The organism is Synechococcus sp. PCC 7335 (genome assembly GCF_000155595.1).
GTDB lineage: Bacteria > Cyanobacteriota > Cyanobacteriia > Phormidesmidales > Phormidesmidaceae > Phormidesmis.
Genome location: NZ_DS989904.1, coordinates 1,011,125 through 1,033,661, shown reverse-complemented (window position 1 = coordinate 1,033,661; position 22,537 = coordinate 1,011,125). Strand labels below are relative to the sequence as shown.

Below are 22,537 nucleotides of genomic sequence, written 5' to 3'. Positions count from 1 at the left end.
TAGAGGAGCTTTTGTTTAATCTGTTTACCTTCATAGGCTATATCACCGTTGAAGATTGATGTTGCTTAGAGAGCTAGCCAACAGGCCAGGGGAAAGATTAGGTATTCTACGAAAAAAAGCTTCCAGATGAACTGGTAGAAGGCTGGATAAGAGATATCTTTTCTGACCGGTGCTGGGTCGAGATCTACTCGGCGGCTGAGCCACCAGAAAGAGAGAATGCCAATGCTGTGGGCAATGGCTAAGAATAGCGCATTGATGCCAGGGAGAAAGGGCGCAGCTATGATCAAGCTACCGTAGCAAGCGGTGAGTACCCAGCGAGCGAGATTAAAGACTTTTTTCTGGCCTAACTGCAAGGTGTAGGTAGAGATATTGAACTGGCGATCGCCTTCTAGATCAGGAATGTCTTTGAAGATAGCAATCACAAAGCTAAACACCAAGACAAATAAAGTAAGTGCCCATATCCGAGCAGGTAGTGTTGTCCCTAATCCTAGCTGCGTTGCAAAGTAGAGATATAGCCCTAAGTTCACAATGGCACCTCGCACTACCAAAATGCAAAATGAAGCCCAAAAGGGAAAGCGCTTGAGCCGGAGAGGAGGTAGGGAATAGAACGTTCCGATTACTAGGCTAAGGCCCACTGTCAGCATTAGATAGATATTCTGAGAGATGAGCGCTAAGGCGATCGCAATTGCCCCGGTTAAACCCACTATCTTTTGGGCGTGACGTTTGGTAAACTCCCCCGATGCGATTGGTAGATGAGGCTTGTTAATCCGATCGATGGCAATATCTTCTACTTGATTGAGTCCAACAATATAGACATTTCCGCACAGGCAAGCAATCCAGGCAACCAACCAGCTAGTAATCACTGAGACTGTGGGTACGGAGACCTCTGGGATTGTGATAGAAGCAGAGGTAAGTGCAATGAGAAACAGAGATAAGGTGCTAAGACTAGTGCCAACAATAGTATGGGGTCGTGAAAACTGCCAGAAAGCCTGTAGCCATGCCACTGGATTCTTCAGGGGATGAAGCGGCTGCTTGGGATCTGTTGGCGGGGCAGACACAGAAGGTTTAGCCATGTTCAAAAAAAGCGTATGAGTATCGGGTTTGCTAACCTTAGTTTGCTAGCCTTACTAGCGAAGGCGTCGGCTCTGGCTAATCTGCCAGCTAAGTATGATTACTGGTAGTAGTCCGACGATGAGTATAGTTAGCGCTGGCGCGGCTGCTTCTCTTAATCGCTCATCAGAGGCATATTGATATACTCGCACTGCCAACGTATCAAAGTTGAAAGGTCGCATGACCAGCGTCGCAGGCAACTCTTTCATCACATCTACAAAGACAAGTATGACAGCGGTCAACAAGCTGCTAGTCATCAGCGGTGTATGAACTTTGATCAGCGTTTTGGTTGGTGAGTAGCCTAAGCTACGAGCAGCATTGTCCAGGTTGGGTCGAATTTTGTCTAGTCCAGATTCAACTGAGCCGAGCGCAACGGCTAAAAACCGGACCAGGTAGGCAAAAACCAGGGCCGTGATAGTCCCGCTGATCAATAAACCAGGTGAGACATTGAAAGCGGATTTTGCCCAAGCGGCGATCGCCCTATCCAAACTCGTCACCGGAATCAGAATACCTACGGCAATCACCGCTCCTGGAATGCCATAGCCCATCGCTGAAAGCCTTACACCCAGACGGATAGGACCACTACCACTCAATCGTTGACCATAGGCAAGCACCAAGGAGAGCATCAAGGCGATTACAGCCGTAAGACCTGATAAGAGCAGGCTATTAACTGACAGCTCACCAAATCGACTACCCAGTGCCCCTTCCCAATTTTTATACACCATCAGCACCAATAGTCCACCGGGTAACAGCAGCCCTAGTCCAACGGGTAGTAGACAAGCTAGGAACGCTAGCACTTCGCGCACACCTGTCAACTCATAAACGGTTGGTGTCTGCAGACTATTGCTAGCCCGATAGTATTTTGCTTGCCTTCTAGACCATTGCTCTAACAAAATCAGCACTAGCACAAACAGCATCAGTGCCGCCGACAGCTGAGCGGCAGCGACTCGCTCCCCCATGCCAAACCAGGTGCGGTAGATACCGGTCGTAAATGTAGGGACACTAAAATACTGCACCGTCCCAAAGTCGTTGAGTGTTTCCATTAGCGCCAGCGAAAGTCCGGCCATAATGGCAGGACGAGCTAACGGGATAGCCACCTTCCGAAAGCTCCGCCAAGGACCACATCCTAGCGAGCGACTAGCTTCAAGCGTACAAACTGATTGATCTAGAAAAGCAACGCGAGCCAGCATGTAAACGTAAGGGTAGAGCGTGAGGGTAAACATTGCGATCGCCCCGCCGATAGACCGCACGTTTGGAAACCAATAGTCACCAGCCGCCTGCCAGCCAAAAAGTGTTCGTACTCCCGTTTGAACAGGGCCATAGTATTCCAGCCAGTCGGTGTAGGTATAGGCCAGCAGATAGGCGGGTGCTGCAAGTGGTAATAGCAGCGCCCACTCGAAAATTCGACCGCCTCTAAACTGACACATCGTGACCAGCCAGGCAGTTCCAACCCCGACTGTCAACACGCCTATTGCGACACCTGCCATCAGGATTAAAGAATTCGTAATGTATGTTGTTAAAACCGTTTCTATCAGATGGGCCCAAATATCGCCCGTATCTGCAAAGACGCTGCCAAGAACAACCAGTATCGGTAAGAAAACTAAAGTAGCAGTGGTCCAAGCGGCGATCGCCCACCCCACGGGTAGATCATTCGCCCCCTGTCTAAGTCGAAGCTTGTGGCGCAGGTTGATCTTAGAAAAAATAGACGAAGACAAGCGTAAACGAGACATGCTCTAAAGAAAGACAGCTGTTAATAGTCTAGGTCACAGCTATCCAAAGGGTCTGAGCGAAGAGCGCCAAGATCTATTCTCTAGAACCTAGAGTAAAGGTATGAGCCGCACCTCTTGCCCACTGAATATCCCTAACAGTCCCGTCTGAATGACCCTGTCTAGGATGCTGATCCTAAGCGGCTCTTCGCAAAAAGCTCAGTATCTACGAATTAGTCTCGCGTCGATTGGGGGAGCTAGCAGGCGATCGCCTCATCCATTTAGAGTGCGTTTTGCCCTGTGCCAAGAGAGATGTCTCCTGACGATCTCGATTTCTAGCTGCTAGAACTTCTGCTCTCACGCGGTAAGCCATTCGCTGTTGCAGCCGCTTTTGTCTTTTCTCTCTATGCCATCGCCATGAGAGCCGTAGCCCATAGCTAGCTACACTCACATAGCAAAAATTAGCAGCCAATGGTGCCAACACGAGGTATCGAACCTTGGGTCATTCATTGCGTACCTACTACCTAAGCAATCGCTACCGGTCTGCGCTTGTTTTGACCATGCTGAGCCCTTAACTTTGCTCCGTCTTATCGGTAGACAAGCGTCTAGTCACATTTAGCAGGTGTTTGCTCACCGTTAACTGTATGGAGAGCATGGAAAAACTACTTACTACACAGCTAGATAGTTGAGAACTGGTCTCGTCAATCCTACGCTAGCCCTCTCAATAAATCAATAGGGCGATCTTAGCTAGAACAACGCATCATAGAAAAGCTAGTGTCAGCTTGCTATCGCTGGGCTCGAACTAGTTGTCAGCTAGCCGCAATCCCTCTTAAAGCAGGTGATACTAACGGCGGAAATATTCAATAGCGTTGGGAAAACATCCAGGATAGCGTTGAGAAAACATCCAGGTGATGACTACTACGAAGGTCTCAAAGATGTGGGAGAAAGTCGTACTACAGCCGTACGAACCAAAACCATATACAGGTACTTTTAGATTAACTAGTTGAAACTATTTCTTGTTAGTTCTTATCAGATAGTTCAATAACATCAGTATTAACAAATTTAAACAAATACTTGATCCCTTAAGCTATTGGTATCACTGAGGGAGAAATACTCTAATTTCAGTGAATACGGTCGTTTTATTCCTATACAAAGGCGACCGACAAGGATGCTATTTAGGTATGTTTCTCAATAAGCCGCTATTGTTGCAAATGCGTCGCCGATTCGCTATTATTCTCATTAGTTAGACGTTATTGATTCTCTCTAAGGAGGGCCTAGGTCATGGTCGCATATACACCAACCGCCCTAAAAGCTGAGCTGCACGAACGTGGCTGGCGTATGACCCCTCAGCGAGAAACTATTCTCAAAACGTTTCAGAATTTGCCAGAAGGTCGGCATCTCAGTGCCGAAAATTTGTGTGACCTGCTCAAAGAAGAGGGCGAACCAATTGGCCTTTCGACCATTTACCGCAACCTCAAGCTAATGGCTCGCATGGGCATTTTGCGAGAGCTAGAGCTAGCTGAAGATCAAAAGCGCTATGAAATCAATCGACCTGCGCCTCATCATCATCATCATTTGATTTGTGTGCGCTGCAATAAGACGATTGAATTTAGGAATGACTCTGTTTTGAAAGTAGGCGCGAAAACGGCAGAGAAATCTGGCTATCAGCTTTTGGACTGTCAACTCTCTATCCATGCGGTCTGCCCTACCTGCCAGCGCTCAATCTTGCCAATGTAGTGATTTTCACTATCACCAATTTTCGCTATCACAACTTAAAGATACTTAGCTAGGCGCATCTACCCACCCAGCCAAATAGGAAGACCAATATTAAAGCGGCCCTGCGAGAGACCCACCCTCTTTAGCAGGGTCTTTTGCAGTCTAGGGTGCATGCTGAAACAAGGCCTGCTCCTACAGGTGGTGCGAATCACTTTATGTATTGCTATATATCGCTCTTCAATGGCTGTAGGGAAAGAATAGCTGTTGCTTCACCCCGATTGCAGTCAATGTGACTGTCCTGACTAACCAGACAAATGCTGTAGCAATTTGCACTTAGCTTTTGTCCCAAGGCAGCCTATCTTGCATAAGTGGTCAAGAAGTGATCGAGCTGCTATCGGCTGCTAGTGATAGCAGTTTTGATCTGTGCTTGAACTTATTTACTATTTTTCTCAACTAGGTCTGTTCTCTAGTCTTCCTCGAAATTGCCACGCATTTACTAAGCTCTCTTGTATAGAATTCGATTGAGACAGCTGAATATCCTCGTTCTGGGGCTATTTAGCGATTAAAAGAGCAGCATTTATGCGAGGGAGTAGCACCCTTATTACTAAAATATAGTGATTTCATAGTCTAAATCATTATCGATGACTTGACCTATTGCCGCATCCTAAATAAGAATGATTACTAGTTTAGGCGGACTGGTTATGCCCTTTTTATCAGATACAGCCTTAAAGGAAGAACTCAACGCGAGGGGATACCGTTCAACGCCCCAAAGAAAAAAGGTTTTGCGCATATTCATGGAACTGACCCAAGGGGAGCATCTCAGTGCAGAGGATCTCCATGCCCTTTTGGAAGCAGATGGAGAGCGCATCAGTCTGTCTACGGTCTATCGCACACTACATTTGATGGTTTATATGGGATTGCTACGCGAGCTAGAATTAGCAGAAGGACATAAACACTACGAACTCAATCGGCCTTTGCGAGACCATCACCACATCGTTTGTGTGTATTGCAACCAGACGCTTGAATTTGCTGAGAACTCGGTGTCGCAGATAGGTGAAAGAACAGCAAAGTCAGCAGGGTATCACGTGCTGGACTGTCAGCTAACGCTATACGGAATCTGTGCGAACTGTACATCGCAGCATTAAGCGCTATCCAATGTAAAAAATGAAAACTAATGATAGTCGCTCTTAATAGCAGAGACTTAGTGCAAACAGAACATAGTGATCGCTACTAGCAAGAATCCTATCTACTTGGTTGATACTAAGACCAGAAAAGCTTCCAATAGCAGACATACTTTTAAGCTAATGAGAATTTTTTCTAATAATGAATTATTAAGGTATACTCCTTGTAATTGTCTATTGAGTATGAATCTCAACAAGGAGCTAGTATCATGTCTTCGAAGAAATCTACGCACCAGAAAACGGAGGCGCTATGGCTGTCTGTAAGCCCATATCTAAAGTGTTTCGACCAGCGGCTGCTAAGTCGATTGTGTAAGGGTAGAAACGTTCGACGCTGGCAGTATTACCAAACGATTGACGAACCTTGTTCGGCTGCGGCTGTTGTCGAAGCGCTACACGAGTATTTGCGATCGCGCCCACTCCAATCAGACGGTCAGCCTGCGCCCAAAGTTCACATCATCGGTCACGGAGTCAGCGGCGCGATTGGACTACTCTATGCTCGCCAGTATCCGCAACATGTCGCTTCGCTAACCCTACTTTCAGTAGGATCTTTGCCTGTTGTTAATTGGCAAGCACATTATTATGCACTCAGGCGACTAATTCCCTGTAGCCGCGAAGTCATTTTAGGTCAGCTGGTTCGACTGTTGTTTGGCGAGCAGGCTCCTAGGTTCACGATGGCGCTAATTCATCTGCTAGCCAAAGACCTAGATAGTAACTTAACCCTACATTCTTTGACGAATAGCATGCACGTTGAATCAGGCGGGGTAGAAGTACCCTTGCTGATCTGCAATGGTGCTGACGATAGGATCACAGTTCATAGTCAAGATAGACCCTGGCAAAAGTGGCTAAAGTCGGGCGATCTCCTCTGGCACTGTCCTAAGGGCCGATACTTCTTCCACTTTTACCACTATCAAAGCGTCGCTAGAACCATTAACAACTATTGGGCCCAGCTTCCTACACAACCGGCTGATCAGTTCACCTTTCAACCTAGTCGTTCGCAGAAACAATTAAGCTCGCACCCAGAAAAGAGCTCAACAGACATAGCCGCAGAAAGTTGTTCTATCACCTGTCGCTCATCTACTAGCAAGTAAGATTGCTAGTAAACAAGATCGCTGACAAATAAAACAAACGTCGTAAATGATGTCTAGGTAAGTTACCTATGCTTAAAACCGCACCTAAACTGCTTCGCGACTCAAGCATCTCGTCTACACACGCTCACTTAGGTCCGATAGATCAATCGACTCAACCACTCCGCCCGCATCTAGTGAGGTTCAAACGCTATGAACAGGTGAACTTCGTAAACCATAGCCTTTGGAAGATTCACAAAGGCTATATTCGCACTCTAACTTACGATTCTCAAGGAGAGCCTGTCCCTACCGGATTTTGGAGTGCAGGGAGCATTATCGGCTACCCCATCGCCCAAACCTATCCTTATATTGCACAGTGCTTGACAACTGTAGAAGCCGAATATCTTGACGTAGGCGATAGGCTGTCTCGCGAGATGCTTCTATCGCAGGTTCGACAGTCGCACACGCTGTTGAAAATTGCCCATTGCAAGCATGCTGAACAGCGCTTACTACAGCTTATCTGCTGGCTATCAGAAGGCTTTGGCCGCTTGGTAGGCGATCGCCGCCAGATTGATTTAAAGCTAACTCATCAAGAGATTGCAGAATCTATCGGAATCACGCGAGTGACGGTAACTAGGCTGATCAAAACCTTAGAAAAAAAAGGGCATATTGTCTGGAATTCTCATGAAAAAATGGTTTCTCAAACAACATTCGAGCAGCATTATGTCTCACTCAGCTCTCAAGCATGAGCACTCAAACTATCCTATCTATCAACAGTTGCGACAATAGTCATTGTCAACCATTGAGAAGAAATAGGATAAGAAGATTGCTTCCCTATGACAGAGACTGAAAGTTCTTCGGACTGTCAGTTCTTTGCCTATATGATAGCCATGTTCTTACGGCCGTTACACTGCTATCAAGACGCTATTTAGGACTGTATGTGGTCTCTCTAGCAAGCTCAACGTTGAAGTTTTCGCACAACACTATTTAAGTTTTTTGCACAACCCTAACTGAACCAGCGAATACCGGGACATGAGAGATAGCAGACAGAAACCATTTTACTCAATTGGCTTCTTGACATTAATTGTCAATTGATTGTATAACCATACATATCAACGCTGATACATTTAAGAGCGCTGCGAAGCAAAGGTCTTACTTTAGTAGTAGTCGCCTTTTAGAGCGCAAAGTTGGGAAACTAATTTATGTTTCAGTTGATAACTATGCTTTTGCAGGAGTTGGTATTGCTTTAATCGAGTCCCATTCGATCTTGAAAACAAAAAATAAACACGCGAAAAAGCAGAAGCCTTCCTTAAAGCCTCTGCCCCCTCGTTTGACTTATTCGTTTGTAGATTTCCAACAACTGTTCAAGATCGCTAACAAAAAGCTTTTATCTCAGGTGTGCATACCTGAAGGAGTCTCTATAGCCAACCCTCTATCCAAACAGCCTGTAAATCTCCAGGTTAAAAAGTCTTAGTTTAGGAAGTTGATGAGTGTATCAGCAGCTAGGAAGTGATCCAAGTGGTAGGCACGCTCTTCGGTTTTTAGAAGGATGCCCTCATAGAGGTAGCGAGTTGCTCTATCCCCTAAACTTTCTGCCTGCGACGCATTCCGACGCAGTACTTTGATGACCTCTTGTTCAGCCTTTAGGTCGTTCACCACCATCTGACGGCAGCCGAAGATGCCATCGAGCTCTTGCTCAAAACAGCAAATTTCAGCAAGCTTTGTAAAGCTCGCAACAGGAACACCGCCTAGTCCATTCAAGCGCTCGCCAATATCATGAACATGTTCTCTAGTTGCAGTGTAGCCTTCTTCAAAAAAGTTGTGTAGTTCTAAAAACTCTGCTCCTTCTACAACAAAGTGGTGCTTTTGATACTGAGTATAAAGACCCTGAATACTAGCTAATGCAATGTTTAAACCTTCACAGACGGGTTCTGTAACAGACTTCTCTAGCAGAATGACGTTATCAGCGACCTGACCAAATGGTGTGATAACAGCAGATGAAATTGCCATAGTGTTTTATCCTCTGAAGTTGATTTTGCTAAGACAAAAAAGATGCCGCTGACATCAGGTAAAACGCTGCGGCATACGCTTTAAGACGTTTTGACTACTGAAGTATAGCTTATTCTCAATAACCTGAAACCCCCTATCTTCGCGGGCTGCGGGCCTAAGTGATTGATATGTATTCTCAATAGAGTTCAAAGGTTCAAATGATAGAAGCCTTCCTACACACTTTGCTAAAAGGACATCTCGAAATGTTTCGTTAGCTGGCGACGTACGATATTTTTGTCTTGGCTATTGAAAGTATCTTCTAGTTACACAGACTTTATCGACAGCCATAAACTTTTTACTGTTAAGTATCCAATGAACGTCTTTATTAGAAAAATTTCGCATTAACCATCGTAATGATACCTTTTCCGATTGAGATATCCATCGACTGCTCTAGAAAGAATATAGATCGCTTACCTCTTTATTCAGAGATATAGAGATATCGGAGACATATTAGAAATACTTCAATTACAAACCAGCTAGCCCAGCACTCATCCATAAGGAGTTTTTTAGTGTCACTATTTAGTTCTGCAAAATCAACTGGTTCATCGGCCAATCTGGGCGGGAATTCAGACGGCTTATCAATCTCAAGTCTGATACTGGTAACTTGTGAGGACCGCTGGCAGGTTTATCATCGCCTGCAAGATCTTGACATTGAGTGTTGTTGCAGTGGTTTTCAGCCACTACAAGTAGAGGTGAGAACGCCGACACAGGCACTGCAATTATGGAGCGTTCTCAAGCGGGTTGCCTATTCTCGAACAGCTTTAGTGGCGTCGCTCAATCGATGTTGGGAAGCCTCAGGTTCGGAGGAATAGATTCCCTAAGCATCTAAGTAACGGTACAATTGGGCGGCAGGAGATAGCTTAGGCGATAATATTGTCGGCTCAGTAATATGGTCAAATAGGCAGCGCTTTATTAACTAGCACAAAATATTAGGTCTAGGATTGGGCAATGCGCTCAAATCTATGTGTTCAATAGAGAAATAGAGAAAGACAGCTTAAGGCAGTATGGACAGACTGACGGACGCTACAGCACAGAAGCAACAATTTTTTTGGCAGCCTTCGGCGTGACTTTCCGATGTCTTTCTTTGGATGTTTTTTTGTTTTTGTCATTAGCTGGTAAAACGACAACGGTCGGACCTGTTTTACAGCATTTGAGACAACCCGTCGATTTGACTATCACCTGGTCGGAAGCTTCTGCATTAGCGATCGCTTTTTCCATCGCATCGCTCACCTTCTGACTTCCCTTCTTACGGCAGCTAGACTTCTGGCAAACCAAGATCCTAGTAGGCTTTGCTTTAGCCGTACTCAGCGATTTCGACTGTACAGAGTGCGATCGCGTCTTCGCCTCTTCCTTTACTTTGGCTACCTTTCGAAGTGAAACTTTCTTTATAGTGCTGGCTTTCCACTCAATCTTGCCTGTTTTTTTGTCCGGTTTGCCCTTACCAGCAATTTTGATCCAATCTTTGGCCTCAATCGAGTGAGACGCTGCCTCTCGAATATCTTTATCTAGCTTGATCTGATAACTTTGGATCGTATCGATAGGTGCGCCTTCTTCGACAGCAACTACCTGAACAATAGCAGATTGATAAAGAGACTTTTTCCCAGGAACAAAAGCTAGGAACTGTCCTACCCAAGAGAAACGATTTTTCTTTGAAGCGACCATACTCTCTGTGGAAAAAACAAATTTAACATTTGACTGAGGATCCTAATTTTATCAGTTAATTGTTCGTAGAGCCTCTGTAAATAGAGGTGTTTCTTGGTGTTTATATCAATAAAGACTATAAAGTGAACGGAGAACCTCATGGAAGAGGCATAAGGATAGCTAGAACAGTAGCTCATATAAAAATCATCCTGTCGTCTAGTCCCTTGTTTGTCAGAGAAGGCAGATTAAATTATCTTCTCTGTAGTTTCTGCTACATATCAATGTAAAAAAGGCTAGTTCACTATTGCGTATTAGTACATATGCATATTAGTAAGCTTCAACAAAGGATGTGTTTCGATGACAGAGAACATGATGTGGCTTAGATCGCTTCTCAGGCGACTCCATAGGAATTTTGTAGGGTCTCAAGAGAAGTTCTCAGCAGGCGAGCTTATGCGATCGCCCCTTGCGCTCTGTTTAACGACAATACTTTCCCTTTTGGTAATCAACGGTTCGCTGAAATCGTTTGCTAGATTGACTGATCCGGTGAATATCTCACAGGCAACTCCTCAGGTTTATACAGTGAAATCCTCGCCCGATAACGTGATTTGGGGTGAACTTTTCAAGCCAGACAGTGCGCCGATTTTAACAGTTCAGTCGGGTGATCGTGTGACCTTAGAAACCGTCTCTCACGAAGGTATTCTGGCAGATCAAGGGGATACAGTTGATTTCTTAACGAGTAGAGGAATTAAACAAGAAGATATTCTACCCGATCAGCTCACCGTAAAAGCCAACGTGGAAAAAACGGGACCTGGTCCTCACGTGATCACTGGTCCTATCTATGTAGAAGATGCAGAACCTGGCGATGTACTAGAGATAAAAACGATTGATATAGCCTACCGTGTTCCTTACGGCGTAATCTCTAACCGCCATGGCAAGGGGTCGCTACCAGGTGAGTTTCCTGTCGATGACGCAGATATCTACACTAAGGTAATTCCGATTGATATGGCCAAAGAAATGGGCATCTTTCGTCCTAGCAATAATCAACCTGATATCGGTATTCCTCTAAAGCCCTTTATGGGAATTATGGGCGTTGTTCCTGCTGATGTAGAAGACTCGGTAAACTCTATTCCGCCTGGTATTTATGGTGGTAATGTAGATATCAAGCTGCTGGGTGTTGGCAGCAGTCTCTATCTGCCGGTTCAAGTCCCAGGAGCACTCTTCTATTCTGGTGACCCGCACTGCGCTCAGGGCAATGGAGAAGTCGCACTCACCGCAATTGAGTGTTCGTTAACGCCTACTTTTGAGCTAGTCCTTCACAAAGGAATGATGCTTGAGCAGCCGATGGGTGAGACTGAAGATCTTTGGATCTCCATTGGACTAGATGAAGATCTCGATGAGGCAATGAAAGAGTCAGTGAGAGAATCTTTGCGAATCGTCAACGAAGAATACGAGTTGACTGAGCAAGATGCGCTCTTATTAGGTAGTGCTGCTATTGATTTTGAAGTTTCGCAAGTTGTGGATATTGTCAAGGGGGTTCACGGCGTTATTTCCAAGCAGCTCTTTGAACCTATGCCCTAGACCACGTTCTAACATAAGCACTAGAGCTTGGCAGCAACTTCGTAAATTGCGGAGGTGATCGCACTGAGCTCTTCCGGTTGGATAATGTATGGCGGCATGGTGTATAGCAATCGACCGAAAGGTCGTAGCCATACGCCCCTCTCGACAAATTGGGGCTGGACAATAGACATATTCACCGGGTCGTGGAGTTCGACCGCTGCGATCGCGCCCAATACCCGCACGTCCTTCACTGCCGATAATGCTTGACAGGACGCCAGCTCTAGTCGCAACTGCGCTTCAATCTTTTTAATCTTCATTGACCAGTCGTAGCTTTCTAACAGTTCTAGATTTGCTAGCGCTACCGCGCAGGCCAACGGATTGCCCATGAATGTAGGACCGTGCATAAATACGCCTGCTTCTCCCTCAGAGAAAGTCTGGCTGATATGCGTGGTTGTTAGCGTTGCGGCTAGGGATATAAATCCCCCTGAAAGCGCTTTGCCAAGGCACATAATATCTGGAGAGATATCTGCATATTCACAGGCAAATAACTTCCCGGTACGACCAAACCCAGTGGCAATCTCATCTAAGATCAGCAGCACGTCGTACTGTTTGCACAGCTCACTGGCTCTACGCACATACTCGGGATGATAGAACCGAACCCCTCCAGCATTTTGCACGACCGGCTCGAAGATAGCAGACGCAATGTGATCGCTGTTCTCTTTCAAAAGAGATGCAAAGCTAGCGATATCCGCTTCCTGCCAATCTTCGCCAAATCGAACCTGCGGTGCATCGGCAAAATACTGTGGCATCAGCATACCGCTGAATAAGTGATGCATGCCGTTGATCGGATCGCAAGCGGACATGGCTGCGAACGTATCACCATGGTAGCCATTGCGAATGGTCAAGAAGCGATTTTTTTCAGTCTGGCCTTTGCTCTGCCAGTACTGCACGGCCATCTTCATGGCTACTTCGACGGCAACAGATCCAGAATCGCTAAAGAAAACATGCTGCAGCTCAGCTGGCGTGATCTCAATTAGCTTACTGGCTAGCTGCACCCCAGGGCGATGGGTCAATCCCCCAAACATCACGTGAGACATTTGTTCAATCTGAGCGTGCGCAGCCGTGTTGAGCTGAGGGTGATTGTAGCCGTGAATGCAAGTCCACCAAGAGGAAATACCGTCGATTAGCGATCGCCCATCTTCTAATTCAATTCGCACCCCTTTGGCTGAACGCACCGGGAACACTGGCAGCGGATTAGGCATCGCCGCGTACGGGTGCCAAACATGCCGACGATCTAGATCTATAAGCTTTTGCAGAGAGTCCATTACCGGATTAGAGAGAATGCACTCTATAGTATCTCTTACTTTGTTGAAGTATATAATTACAGGCTGGAGGTCCCGTAGCGCGACAGGCAAAGTGATCCGCGTGTGTCTAATTTATCCGGTACACGCTATATCTAGCCATCTTTTGAAGGTTGAAGACCCGCGTCGTGCAACGGCCTGCGAAACTTTTGCGACAAAATCCCATACTTTGGCGCAAACAGCATTGCCATTACAAAAAAGATTGTCATTAATACCACAATGCAGCCACCGGTTGAAGCGTCTAAATGGTAGCTGAGGTAGGTCCCAAAAAAGCAAGAAAGGACACTGGTTGCAACAGAAATCATCAGCATTCGATCAAAGCGATCACTTAGCAGATAAGCGGTTGCACCAGGCGTCACCAGCATCGCCACTACCAGAACAATTCCCGCTGTTTGTAGCGCTGTTACGATCGTTAGCGCCAGTACGGAAAGCAGCGTATAGTACATTGCTTGAGTATTCAGGCCAATTGCCTTGGCATGGTTTGGATCAAAGCAAAAAAGCAACAAATCCTTTCTGCGAAACAAGATGATCGCTAGCGTCAAAAAGCCCGCAATTAGCGTTTGAATAATATCCTGTGGAGAGATCCCTAGAACATTACCAAAGAGAATATGAAAAAGGTCAATATTGCTAGGAATCTTGGTGGCAAGCACTAACCCAAACGCAAAAAAACCGGTAAAAATTACGCCGATAACGGCATCTTCTTTTAGTCTAGTTTTAGCTTTCACATAGCCAATCGCTACCGTTGCCCCAAACCCAAAAACAAACGCACCCAAAGCAAAGGGTAGCCCTAGTGCATAGGCAACCACGACGCCCGGAACAACCGCATGAGAAACGGCATCTCCCATTAGCGACCAGCCCTTGAGGGTGATGTAGCAAGAGAGCACCGCACAGACAGTGCCCACAAAAGAGCTTACCCACAGCGCCCGGATCATGAATCCCAGCTGAAAAGGCTCGATTAACCAATTCACAATGGCTTCAAGAGATATTGCAGCTTCAGAGGATACTGCTAGCAGGGCGCTCACGAGTCCAAGCTCCTGGGCTGGGCTACTTGAATAGAGGGATGTCCTGGCTGGCTATGTGATTGGTTACAGTGATGATGCGCTAGGTTTGGCTGATCGGTCGAGGTGGCTTTTAGACTGCTTAGTGGCAAGCCTCCAAAGGTCATAGCAAGATTTTCTTCGGTGAAGGTTTCAGCCGTAGTCCCTGCTGCGAGGATGGTTTGATTGAGTAGAATAACGCGATCACAAAAAGTAGAGATAGCAGACAAGTCGTGAGTAGAGACCAAAATTGTATGGCCCTCGTCACGTAGCTGCATTAACAAAGTGACGATACTTTTTTCCGTCTTGACGTCCACCCCTGTGAATGGCTCGTCTAGTAAGATTACTCTTCCCTCCTGTGCTAAGGCCCTCGCTAAGAAAGCACGCTTCTTCTGTCCGCCAGAAAGCTCTCCAATCTGACGGTCTTTGAACTCACTCATCCCAACCCGTGCTAAGCTCTCTCTGACGATGCGGCGATCCTTACGGCTAGGAATGCGAAAGAGATTCATATAGCCATAGCGGCCCATCATCACCACATCGAACACACTAATTGGAAAGTTCCAATCTACCTCGTCTGCTTGGGGTACATAGGCTATGAGCTGCCGCTTTTGCGCCTTTCCTATTGACATAGCATCAATAGACACCTGCCCCTGACTCGGCGATAGAAAACCCATAATGGACTTAAAGAGAGTAGATTTCCCCCCTCCATTAGGGCCTACAAGTCCGGTGATAGTACCTGGTTCTACATAGCAGCTGGCATTGTACAGCGCTAGTCTGGCGTTACTGTAAGTGACGCTGATATTGTCTACAGCAATGCCATAGGTATCTGGGCAGAGACTGGGGTGCTGAATGTGGGTAGTCGAATCAGGCATAGGTCGATACAAGGGACGCCAAAGGGGTAAGTGAGAGGTTAGAAAGTCGGCTGTAAGGCACGCTTAGGAAGAAGCCAGTCTTAGGAAGAAGCAGGTAACCAGCAGGTAGAAGGCGCTATCAAGGGACTAGGGAACTCCTTCTAAAAGTCCATTCGCAATTAGCTGCGCATCATATTCCAAGAGATCCAGAAATGTTGGAACGGGACCACCTTCCCCAGAGAGCGAGTCGACATATAAATTACCGCCAAACTCCGCATCAGCGGCCTTGGCAACTTCCTCTTGGGCCTCACTGCTCACAGTGCTTTCACAAAAAACGGTCGGTACCTCGTTCTCTTTCACTTTGTCGATAACCTGCTTAATCTGCTTCGGCGTAGACTGTTGTTCAGCGTTGATAGGCCACATATAGACTTCTTCTAGACCATAGTCGCGCGCTAGATAAGAGAATGCACCCTCACAAGTGACTAGATACCTCTGGTCCGAAGGGACCGAATTGAGACTATCAGCTAACGTCGCGTCAATTGCCCTAAGCTCCCGGCTATAGGCGTCAGCATTGAGGTTATAGGTATCGGCGTTGTCTGGATCGAGTTCTACAAACGCCTGGCGAATGTTTTCTACATAGATCAGTGCGTTTCTAGGCGACATCCAAGCGTGCGGATTGGGCTTATCGGCATAGGGCCCTTGGGCGATCGCAATCGGCTCAATCCCCTCAGTAAGAACTACGGCAGGTACGTCATCGAGGCTACCTAGAAATTGATCAAACCAGCGCTCTAGGTTCATCCCGTTGTAAAGTACGAGATCTGCTTGCTGTGCCTTGGCTATATCACTCGGAATCGGCTCGTAGCCATGAATTTCTTCGCCTGTGCGAGTGATAGATTCAACAGTAAGCGCTTCTCCAGCTACGTTTTGAGCAATGTCTGCCAAGATGGTAAAGGTCGTTAGAACCTTCTTTTGGCCGGCTGCTTGACTGGCTGCTTGCTCAGATTGAGAAACTAGCTCACCGCTAGGGCTAGACCCATCTGCTCTGTCAGCGGGCGCACAACTCCACAAACTGGCTGCGAGTGTCAGCATCAGAAAATTGGCACTAAGGAAGCTAATCCTCTGTCGAAAGTGACTTTTGTCGCTAGCCGGACGGTTCATAGAGACCTATGCATTTCATAATCGTTTCACTTTTCATAATTGTTTCATAATTAATTTAAAACGACAATGGATAATTTCCGCGGTCGACCATCTGCCACCCGTTTGTCAAAATTGACCGTCTGTCAAAACCGTCTGTCAAAGTAGAGAAGACGCGGTCACAGACAGCACCCTATAATAGGCCCACTTGTGGCTTTAGGCTGAAGGTGGCGTTGGGTGGAGGCGCTTGTTTAGGGATCCGTAGGTGTACGTATGCTTGTGTTGTGGCTCTGAATTTGTGAAGTTTTATAATCGCTCGGAACGGAAAAAATCGGCTGTCAAGTCAGCGGCAATTCTGCAAGGAGCCAAGCAAGAATTCTTGGCAAACGGCTATGCGGCGACCAGCATGGACCGGGTCGCGGCGGCGGCGGGCGTTTCAAAGGCGACGGTCTATAGCCATTTTCAAGATAAAACTGGCCTCTTTTCTGCGCTAGTACAGCAGATGGCAGAAGAAAAGTTCCGCTCCTCTTCTTTCGATATTCGCCGTGAAAATGCGTTGGCAGGCGAGCCGAGACAGGTTCTAAGTGATCTAGCTAAGGATTTTTTGAATGAAGCGGCCTGCGATTCTCAATTTTGTGAGTTTATGCGACTCATTATTGGTGAGTCAGGTCGATTCCCAGAGCTATCGGAACCCTATATCCAAAATGTGGCCAAACCGGTCTTGGATGAGCTTACCCGCTACCTGTCTACTTGCAGTGAGCTGAAGCTAGGCGACCCGGCCGCCTCTGCGCGGATGTTTATAGGCACGCTGGTTTACTTTGTCATGCTGCAAAGAATGTTGGGCGCCGCCGCTACGATGCCGCTAGAGAGCGATCGCGTGATTAAAACCCTCGTAGATGCGATCGCACCACCGGCTAGCTGATTTTTCCATATCAATATCCATATCAATATAAGTTCATAGGTTATTCGGGGAACATTCTAGTAGCTTGATGACTGCTGCTAAAAGGGAACCAACGCAATGGGTGTGATGCCATCCGAAACGCTATTCAGTGGATTGATAGTACTGACCTGCTGGGGTCTTGCTGGAAGCGTATATCAACTCTTTAGTCGGCTCAGCTCCCGATTCGAGATCTCACCTGCCAATCCAATCCACAAGTCACTTTCTAGATTAGAGCAGGAAGTAGATAGCCTAAAGCCAAGCCAAGCCAATCGGCTAACGCTAGCAACCTTCCGAGAGGCCATAGCGCATACCGCTAGTGGATTAATCATCTGCGACGCTCAGACAATCGACTTGTCTGTGGTCTACGTCAGCCCTAGTTTTGAGTCGCTAACTGGCTACTGCGCGACAGAAATCCTAGGTTGTAGCTATTGGTCTTTACCGACAAAGAAAATGCAGAAAGCGGAGCTAGATACTATCAGTAAAACGGTGGCTGATGGCAACAACTGTAAAGTCTTACTGCAAGGCTTGCGCAAGAATGGACAGTCTTTTTGGAGTGAAGTTACGTTTTCACCTATCTTAGATACTCAGGGTAAACCAACTCACTACGTTAGTACCCATATTGATATTTCTCATCATCTTGATACTTTCAAAGCCCTTCAAGCAAGCGAAGCTCGCTATCGATATCTGTATAAGCAGACCCCGGCAATGCTGCATTCGATAGACGCCGGCGGTCTTATTGTGGGGACTAGCAACTACTGGTTAGAAAAGCTTGGATATCAAAGAGAAGAGGTTATCGGCCAACCTCTCATAGACTTTGTTGCGGATAGTTACAAGCACGAAGTCAGCGAAGGGCTTTCAACATTGATGAAAGATATGTCGGAGCGCGATCGCTTCTGTCAGTTCATCAAAAAAGATGGCACTTATCTAGATGTGTTGCTATCTACTACCGCTGAGGGCAACGAAGGCCCTTGTAGCGATGGCAGTACACTCGGCGTACTCGTAGATATCACAGAGCGTCGGCAAGCCCAAAAGAAGTTACATCGTAACAGTGCGCTCCTACGTGCCATTAATAATTTGCCGCCTACCGGCATCTTTGTATTAGACTGCGATACCAATGAAGCGCTGTTTGTAAATTCTGAATTCTATCGAATCTGGCAGCTAGAGCATTTGCAGCCAGAGGTGGCAAGTGGCAATATCAATGGGGAACAGCTATTGACGGAGTGTCTAAGCAGTATAGACCTTGGCAGATTTGTTGCAGATTCCACTGAAAATGACTTTACGAACGGCACTAAAACAATTGAGGACGAAGTACCGCTATTAGATGGGCGGACGTTGAGGCGGATCTATGGGCCTGTACAACAAGATAACGCTACTTTTGCCTACCTCTACATGTTTGAAGATATTACCGAACGTAAACAGGTGATACGAGAGCTAGCGCATGCGACCAAGGCTGCGGAAGCCGCGAATCAGGCCAAAAGCGAGTTTCTAGCAAATATGAGTCACGAACTTAGATCGCCTCTTAATTCCATACTAGGCTTTACTCATATTCTACGAGAGTCTAATCCAAATCTAGAGCAAGCAGAGAATCTAGATATCATCTATCGCAGCGGTGAACATCTACTCGCTTTAATTAATGATGTTCTAGACATCTCTAAGATCGAATCGGGACGAGTTGAGCTAAACAACACCCAGTTCGATCTGTATTGTCTACTAGATGAGCTTCAGCAGATGTTTAGTAGTGCAATAGATAGAAAGGGTCTACGGTTTCTGATGAGGCGATCGCCAAAGCTGCCTCGAACTGTTGTTAGCGATCACCTTAAGCTTAGACAGATCCTCATCAATTTGCTAAGTAATGCGCTCAAGTTCACAGCCGTCGGCACAATTACCCTATCTGTACACAGCCAGAACCAAGATGGTCAGAACCAACATAGTCAGAATCAATACGGCCAGAACCAACTCAACCATGCCTGTGAAAGCTTAGAGAAGCAAGACAATCCACAGACTACGACTACCAAACCACCTTCGACGCTACTGACCTTTTCAATCAGCGATACAGGGCCGGGCATTGCCGCTGCTGATCAGGCTCATCTATTTGAGGCTTTTGTTCAAACTCAATCTGGCCTGGACTCACCTGAGGGGACTGGACTAGGGTTAGCGATTTCGCACGAATATATTCAATTGCTAGGTGGTAATTTGACCGTTGACTCTCAGCTGGGTGAAGGCGCTACTTTTGCATTTAGTGTTCCTGTTGCCGTTGGCGATCACGCACTTAGCCTTCCTACTACAACTAAGCAGCCCTCAAGACGAGTGATTGGACTAGCTCCCGGACAGCCTGACTATAGGATATTGGTCGTAGATGATGTTGCTGTTAACCGTAAGCTGCTTTCCCATTTGTTGATGAATGTTGGATTTGAAGTGCGTGAAGCACAGAATGGCGAAGAGGCGATCGCTCGCTGGGAGTCGTGGCAACCCCATCTAATTTTGATGGATATGCGTATGCCTATCATGACTGGAGAGGAAGCTACAAGACGGATTAAGACACTAGAAAAAACTAGAATTAACCCCTACCATCAGACTCGAATTGTTGCGCTGACAGCAAACGCCTTTACAGAGGATCGAACCGCTGCGATTGCTTGTGGGTGCGATGACTTTATCAGTAAACCTATTCGAGCTAACGAAATCTTTGAGAAACTGAGTAACCAGCTAGATATTCGCTATCAGTACACCAACAGCCATCGTCAGTCAGTTTGTTGTGCCAGCGCTTGCACGAAGACGCTTTGTTGATACCTTTTGTTGATGCCTTCAAGACCTGACGAGACAACCCAACTCCAAGCTCTCTTTGCACTAAACAAATGACGCCATTCTCTCTCTATTCACTCAGCTGCCTGCGATAGCAGCGATTCCTCTCGTTAGAATAGAACAAGCTTTAGCAAAGTCTGCTGACCAAAAAGCCGTAAAGAATCAGTTGGCAGTCAATCCTAGCGGTTCTCTATTTTTGTCATATCTGGCTTTGTGATATTTGGTTTTGTGGTATCTGGGAGATATCGTCTTTGAGCCACTACCCCATAGCGTCGTTCACTTAGCTAGGGTACAGTTATCCGCCTAGAAGCCTTGCAAAGTCACAGATCAATTGACTTGCGTTCCTCGTAAGCTTACCGTCCCTTATGAGTATGCAGTCAAAAACGCTATATTCACTCTATTTTTCTCGTAACCCGATATCAAGATGCTGATAGCCCCAACCGGCACACCCTTTTCCTATCGATTACCTGAGACAGCAAAGATAGAAAGCTATCCGCATCCTTAATGGGTTTTGCACAAACCGAATCGGCTAGCGCTTCGCTCATTAAACGTCCTTTATTTGTACCTGCACTATTCGTTGTTAGCAATATGACGGGGATGTGCCAGGTCCTAGGATTGGATTTCAATAGACGAGAGAGATCGATGCCCGTTGTTTCTTTGTTTTGCCACAAGGTTCCTGGTAGATTGACATCCATCAGCACTAACTCAATGCTACCAGTCTCGCAGTACTTGAAAATATCTGCGGCCGTACGAGTTAGCTTGACTCTATACTGGCTGGACGCTTCTAACAAACGGGCCATACTGCGACCGAGCAGATAATCATCTTCAACCAACAAGATATTCACAAGCGAAAAGTCCCTTAAATCAGTCAGCGAACACAACCTTTACAGATTTGACGAACTCTAGAAAGGATCGTCTCTAAGTACTAGCTGTATGCTTTATACTGCCCATCCCGAGGGCACCGATAGTCATTATTATTACCTGTAGAGACTCTAATTACGGACACATCCATACACTTAAGGGATAGTCGTTTCGTCAGTTGCTTGATTATCTTCTCTTTGTAGGACAGCACTGATTCATCAGATAAGCGATCAAAGGCCCTAATTTCATATGGTGTGGGAGTTCGCTTATCCATCAAGCTTTACAGCACTTGGTGATGGTGCCAGCTTGCTTTTCTACTATGGACGAGCAGATATGGACGAGCAGATATGAACAAACGGCCTAAGGAAGGCCCGAAAAGAACAGCTTCAGTTTGCATATACTATTCTCTCCGATGAGAGAATAACTATAGACATCATTTCCCCAAACGACTTTTAAGATGACTAAAGCTCTCTAAAGCAGCTATTTTATATAGGCTGATCTCTTTCGTTTTCATCATGGCGAGTTCGAACACGCTACAGACTGTCACCCTTGGACCCAAAGGCCCAAAGGTCCCCGCGCTAGGGCTGGGCACTTGGGCCTGGGGTGACTCAATATTTTGGCAGTACGGTAGCGCTTATGGCATAGATGAAGTTCGAGCTGCCTTTAAGACTTCTTTGGCTGCAAATGTTAATTTCTTTGACACTGCTGAAGTCTACGGCCTCGGTAAGTCGGAAGAGCTGATTGGTCAATTTATCAAAGAGAGTAAAAAGCCTTCTCTAATTGCGACAAAATACATGCCTACGCCTTGGCGCTTCTCCGCTCAATCTGTTGCAGATGCCCTTAGTGCTAGTCTCAAACGACTCAAGCAGTCTTCCATCACGCTCTATCAGGTCCATTGGCCCTTTGATTTTTTCATGAGTCAAAAAACACTCATGAATGCTTTGGCAGATGAAGTAGAGCAAGGACGAATTCAAACGATTGGTGTTAGCAATTATTCTGCAAAGCAGATGCGCGAAGCTCATAGCTATCTAGCCCAAAGGGGTATCCCCTTGGCCGTTAATCAGGTTCAATATTCTTTGCTACACAGAAACATTGAAACAAATGGCATCTTGGAAGCGGCTCAGAACCTCGAGGTGACGATTCTAGCCTATAGCCCTCTGGCACAGGGCCTATTGACTGGCAAGTACACAGTAGACAGCGATCTTCGCCCAGCAGGCGCAAGAAAATTAGATCCTAAGTTCAGCCGGAAGGGATTACAGAAGATTGAACCCGTGCTAGCTGCGTTACAAGCAATTGGCAAGACCCATAACAAAACGCAAGTACAGGTCGCTCTCAACTGGCTAATCTGTAAAGGCAATGTTGTCCCAATTCCAGGTGCAAAAAATGCGAAACAGGCAGAACAAAATGCAGGCGCACTTGGTTGGTCAATGACAGAAGCCGAATGTGAACAGTTGAGTAATGTTTCTCTACCCTGGCTGAAGTAGCTCTAGCTCGTGACTTTACACATCACTTAAACCGTGACAGACGTTG

At 46.4% G+C, this 22,537-nt stretch carries 19 protein-coding genes; 9 read left to right on the top strand and 10 right to left on the bottom strand.

All coding sequences use genetic code 11. The annotated features are described in order from the left end of the window. Positions 1-65: 65 nt before the first annotated feature. From S7335_RS04630 to S7335_RS27685, 3 genes are all read right to left on the bottom strand, one after another. Positions 66-1,073: a homogentisate phytyltransferase gene (locus S7335_RS04630; protein WP_006454849.1), complete on the bottom strand. Its 1,008-nt coding sequence runs from the start codon at positions 1,071-1,073 to the stop codon at positions 66-68. 54 nt (positions 1,074-1,127) lie between these two features. Continuing rightward, a complete protein-coding gene (locus S7335_RS04625) occupies positions 1,128-2,840 on the bottom strand; it encodes an iron ABC transporter permease (protein ID WP_006453987.1) in 1,713 nt (570 codons plus the stop codon). Between the two features lie 202 nt (positions 2,841-3,042). Next, a complete protein-coding gene (locus S7335_RS27685; RefSeq protein WP_157620092.1) occupies positions 3,043-3,300 on the bottom strand; it encodes a hypothetical protein in 258 nt (85 codons plus the stop codon). 797 nt (positions 3,301-4,097) lie between these two features. On the opposite strand from S7335_RS27685, the gene S7335_RS04620 reads away from it, so the two are divergent. The 4 genes from S7335_RS04620 (at position 4,098) to S7335_RS04605 (ending at position 7,526) form a co-directional block, all read left to right on the top strand. Beyond that, positions 4,098-4,553 carry a Fur family transcriptional regulator gene (locus S7335_RS04620; protein ID WP_006454999.1) on the top strand — a complete coding sequence of 152 codons (456 nt, stop codon included), beginning with the start codon at positions 4,098-4,100 and terminating at the stop codon, positions 4,551-4,553. Positions 4,554-5,233: 680 nt separating this feature from the next. Continuing rightward, positions 5,234-5,677, top strand: coding sequence for a Fur family transcriptional regulator (locus tag S7335_RS04615; protein WP_038015617.1), 444 nt, complete (start codon positions 5,234-5,236; stop codon positions 5,675-5,677). A 245-nt stretch (positions 5,678-5,922) separates the two neighbouring features. Continuing rightward, positions 5,923-6,801, top strand: coding sequence for an alpha/beta fold hydrolase (locus S7335_RS04610; protein WP_006454914.1), 879 nt, complete (start codon positions 5,923-5,925; stop codon positions 6,799-6,801). A gap of 68 nt (positions 6,802-6,869) precedes the next feature. After that, positions 6,870-7,526 (top strand): Crp/Fnr family transcriptional regulator, encoded by a 657-nt coding sequence (locus S7335_RS04605; protein ID WP_050765776.1) that lies wholly within the window; start codon positions 6,870-6,872, stop codon positions 7,524-7,526. A 721-nt stretch (positions 7,527-8,247) separates the two neighbouring features. On the opposite strand, the gene S7335_RS04595 is transcribed toward S7335_RS04605, so the two are convergent. Further along, positions 8,248-8,787: a Dps family protein gene (locus S7335_RS04595; RefSeq protein WP_006455399.1), complete on the bottom strand. Its 540-nt coding sequence runs from the start codon at positions 8,785-8,787 to the stop codon at positions 8,248-8,250. Between the two features lie 548 nt (positions 8,788-9,335). Here S7335_RS04595 and S7335_RS29420 point away from each other — a divergent pair. Next, on the top strand, positions 9,336-9,638 hold the full coding sequence (locus S7335_RS29420; RefSeq protein ID WP_369791673.1) for an Asr1405/Asl0597 family protein: 303 nt from the start codon (positions 9,336-9,338) through the stop codon (positions 9,636-9,638). A gap of 211 nt (positions 9,639-9,849) precedes the next feature. Here S7335_RS29420 and S7335_RS25710 read toward each other — a convergent pair whose 3' ends face one another. Further along, positions 9,850-10,488, bottom strand: coding sequence for a (2Fe-2S) ferredoxin domain-containing protein (locus S7335_RS25710; RefSeq protein WP_006457453.1), 639 nt, complete (start codon positions 10,486-10,488; stop codon positions 9,850-9,852). 336 nt (positions 10,489-10,824) lie between these two features. On the opposite strand from S7335_RS25710, the gene S7335_RS04585 reads away from it, so the two are divergent. Next, complete coding sequence (locus tag S7335_RS04585; RefSeq protein WP_198011347.1) at positions 10,825-12,045, top strand: acetamidase/formamidase family protein; 1,221 nt, start codon at positions 10,825-10,827, stop codon at positions 12,043-12,045. A gap of 20 nt (positions 12,046-12,065) precedes the next feature. On the opposite strand, the gene bioA is transcribed toward S7335_RS04585, so the two are convergent. The 4 genes from bioA to S7335_RS04565 form a co-directional block, all read right to left on the bottom strand. Continuing rightward, positions 12,066-13,349, bottom strand: coding sequence for an adenosylmethionine--8-amino-7-oxononanoate transaminase (gene bioA, locus S7335_RS04580; protein WP_038015611.1), 1,284 nt, complete (start codon positions 13,347-13,349; stop codon positions 12,066-12,068). A gap of 131 nt (positions 13,350-13,480) precedes the next feature. Then, a complete protein-coding gene (locus tag S7335_RS04575; RefSeq protein ID WP_157620380.1) occupies positions 13,481-14,317 on the bottom strand; it encodes a metal ABC transporter permease in 837 nt (278 codons plus the stop codon). Positions 14,318-14,403: 86 nt separating this feature from the next. Continuing rightward, positions 14,404-15,294, bottom strand: coding sequence for a metal ABC transporter ATP-binding protein (locus tag S7335_RS04570; RefSeq protein ID WP_006456649.1), 891 nt, complete (start codon positions 15,292-15,294; stop codon positions 14,404-14,406). Between the two features lie 126 nt (positions 15,295-15,420). Next, positions 15,421-16,431, bottom strand: a complete 1,011-nt coding sequence (locus S7335_RS04565) for a metal ABC transporter substrate-binding protein (protein WP_006455275.1) — start codon at positions 16,429-16,431, stop codon at positions 15,421-15,423. 274 nt (positions 16,432-16,705) lie between these two features. Between S7335_RS04565 and S7335_RS04560 the strand changes: the two genes are divergently transcribed. Continuing rightward, positions 16,706-17,329: a TetR/AcrR family transcriptional regulator gene (locus S7335_RS04560; RefSeq protein ID WP_006455224.1), complete on the top strand. Its 624-nt coding sequence runs from the start codon at positions 16,706-16,708 to the stop codon at positions 17,327-17,329. Positions 17,330-17,425: 96 nt separating this feature from the next. Next, on the top strand, positions 17,426-20,131 hold the full coding sequence (locus tag S7335_RS25705) for a PAS domain S-box protein (protein WP_006454182.1): 2,706 nt from the start codon (positions 17,426-17,428) through the stop codon (positions 20,129-20,131). Positions 20,132-20,565: 434 nt separating this feature from the next. Here S7335_RS25705 and S7335_RS04550 read toward each other — a convergent pair whose 3' ends face one another. Beyond that, positions 20,566-20,991, bottom strand: coding sequence for a response regulator (locus S7335_RS04550; protein WP_038015608.1), 426 nt, complete (start codon positions 20,989-20,991; stop codon positions 20,566-20,568). A 531-nt stretch (positions 20,992-21,522) separates the two neighbouring features. Here S7335_RS04550 and S7335_RS04545 point away from each other — a divergent pair. Next, positions 21,523-22,491: an aldo/keto reductase gene (locus S7335_RS04545; protein WP_006454818.1), complete on the top strand. Its 969-nt coding sequence runs from the start codon at positions 21,523-21,525 to the stop codon at positions 22,489-22,491. Positions 22,492-22,537: the final 46 nt, after the last annotated feature.

Bases quoted from the DNA above. Each gene is read 5' to 3' on its own strand.
- S7335_RS04595 (WP_006455399.1), bottom strand. From the start codon at position 8,787: ATGGCAATTTCATCTGCTGTTATCACACCATTTGGTCAGGTCGCTGAT.
- S7335_RS04605 (WP_050765776.1), top strand. From the start codon at position 6,870: ATGCTTAAAACCGCACCTAAACTGCTTCGCGACTCAAGCATCTCGTCT.
- S7335_RS04630 (WP_006454849.1), bottom strand. From the start codon at position 1,073: ATGGCTAAACCTTCTGTGTCTGCCCCGCCAACAGATCCCAAGCAGCCG.
- S7335_RS25705 (WP_006454182.1), top strand. From the start codon at position 17,426: ATGGGTGTGATGCCATCCGAAACGCTATTCAGTGGATTGATAGTACTG.
- bioA (WP_038015611.1), bottom strand. From the start codon at position 13,349: ATGGACTCTCTGCAAAAGCTTATAGATCTAGATCGTCGGCATGTTTGG.
- S7335_RS25710 (WP_006457453.1), bottom strand. From the start codon at position 10,488: ATGGTCGCTTCAAAGAAAAATCGTTTCTCTTGGGTAGGACAGTTCCTA.
- S7335_RS04585 (WP_198011347.1), top strand. From the start codon at position 10,825: ATGACAGAGAACATGATGTGGCTTAGATCGCTTCTCAGGCGACTCCAT.
- S7335_RS04625 (WP_006453987.1), bottom strand. From the start codon at position 2,840: ATGTCTCGTTTACGCTTGTCTTCGTCTATTTTTTCTAAGATCAACCTG.
- S7335_RS04610 (WP_006454914.1), top strand. From the start codon at position 5,923: ATGTCTTCGAAGAAATCTACGCACCAGAAAACGGAGGCGCTATGGCTG.
- S7335_RS04615 (WP_038015617.1), top strand. From the start codon at position 5,234: ATGCCCTTTTTATCAGATACAGCCTTAAAGGAAGAACTCAACGCGAGG.
- S7335_RS04565 (WP_006455275.1), bottom strand. From the start codon at position 16,431: ATGAACCGTCCGGCTAGCGACAAAAGTCACTTTCGACAGAGGATTAGC.
- S7335_RS04570 (WP_006456649.1), bottom strand. From the start codon at position 15,294: ATGCCTGATTCGACTACCCACATTCAGCACCCCAGTCTCTGCCCAGAT.
- S7335_RS04620 (WP_006454999.1), top strand. From the start codon at position 4,098: ATGGTCGCATATACACCAACCGCCCTAAAAGCTGAGCTGCACGAACGT.
- S7335_RS04575 (WP_157620380.1), bottom strand. From the start codon at position 14,317: ATGATCCGGGCGCTGTGGGTAAGCTCTTTTGTGGGCACTGTCTGTGCG.
- S7335_RS04545 (WP_006454818.1), top strand. From the start codon at position 21,523: ATGGCGAGTTCGAACACGCTACAGACTGTCACCCTTGGACCCAAAGGC.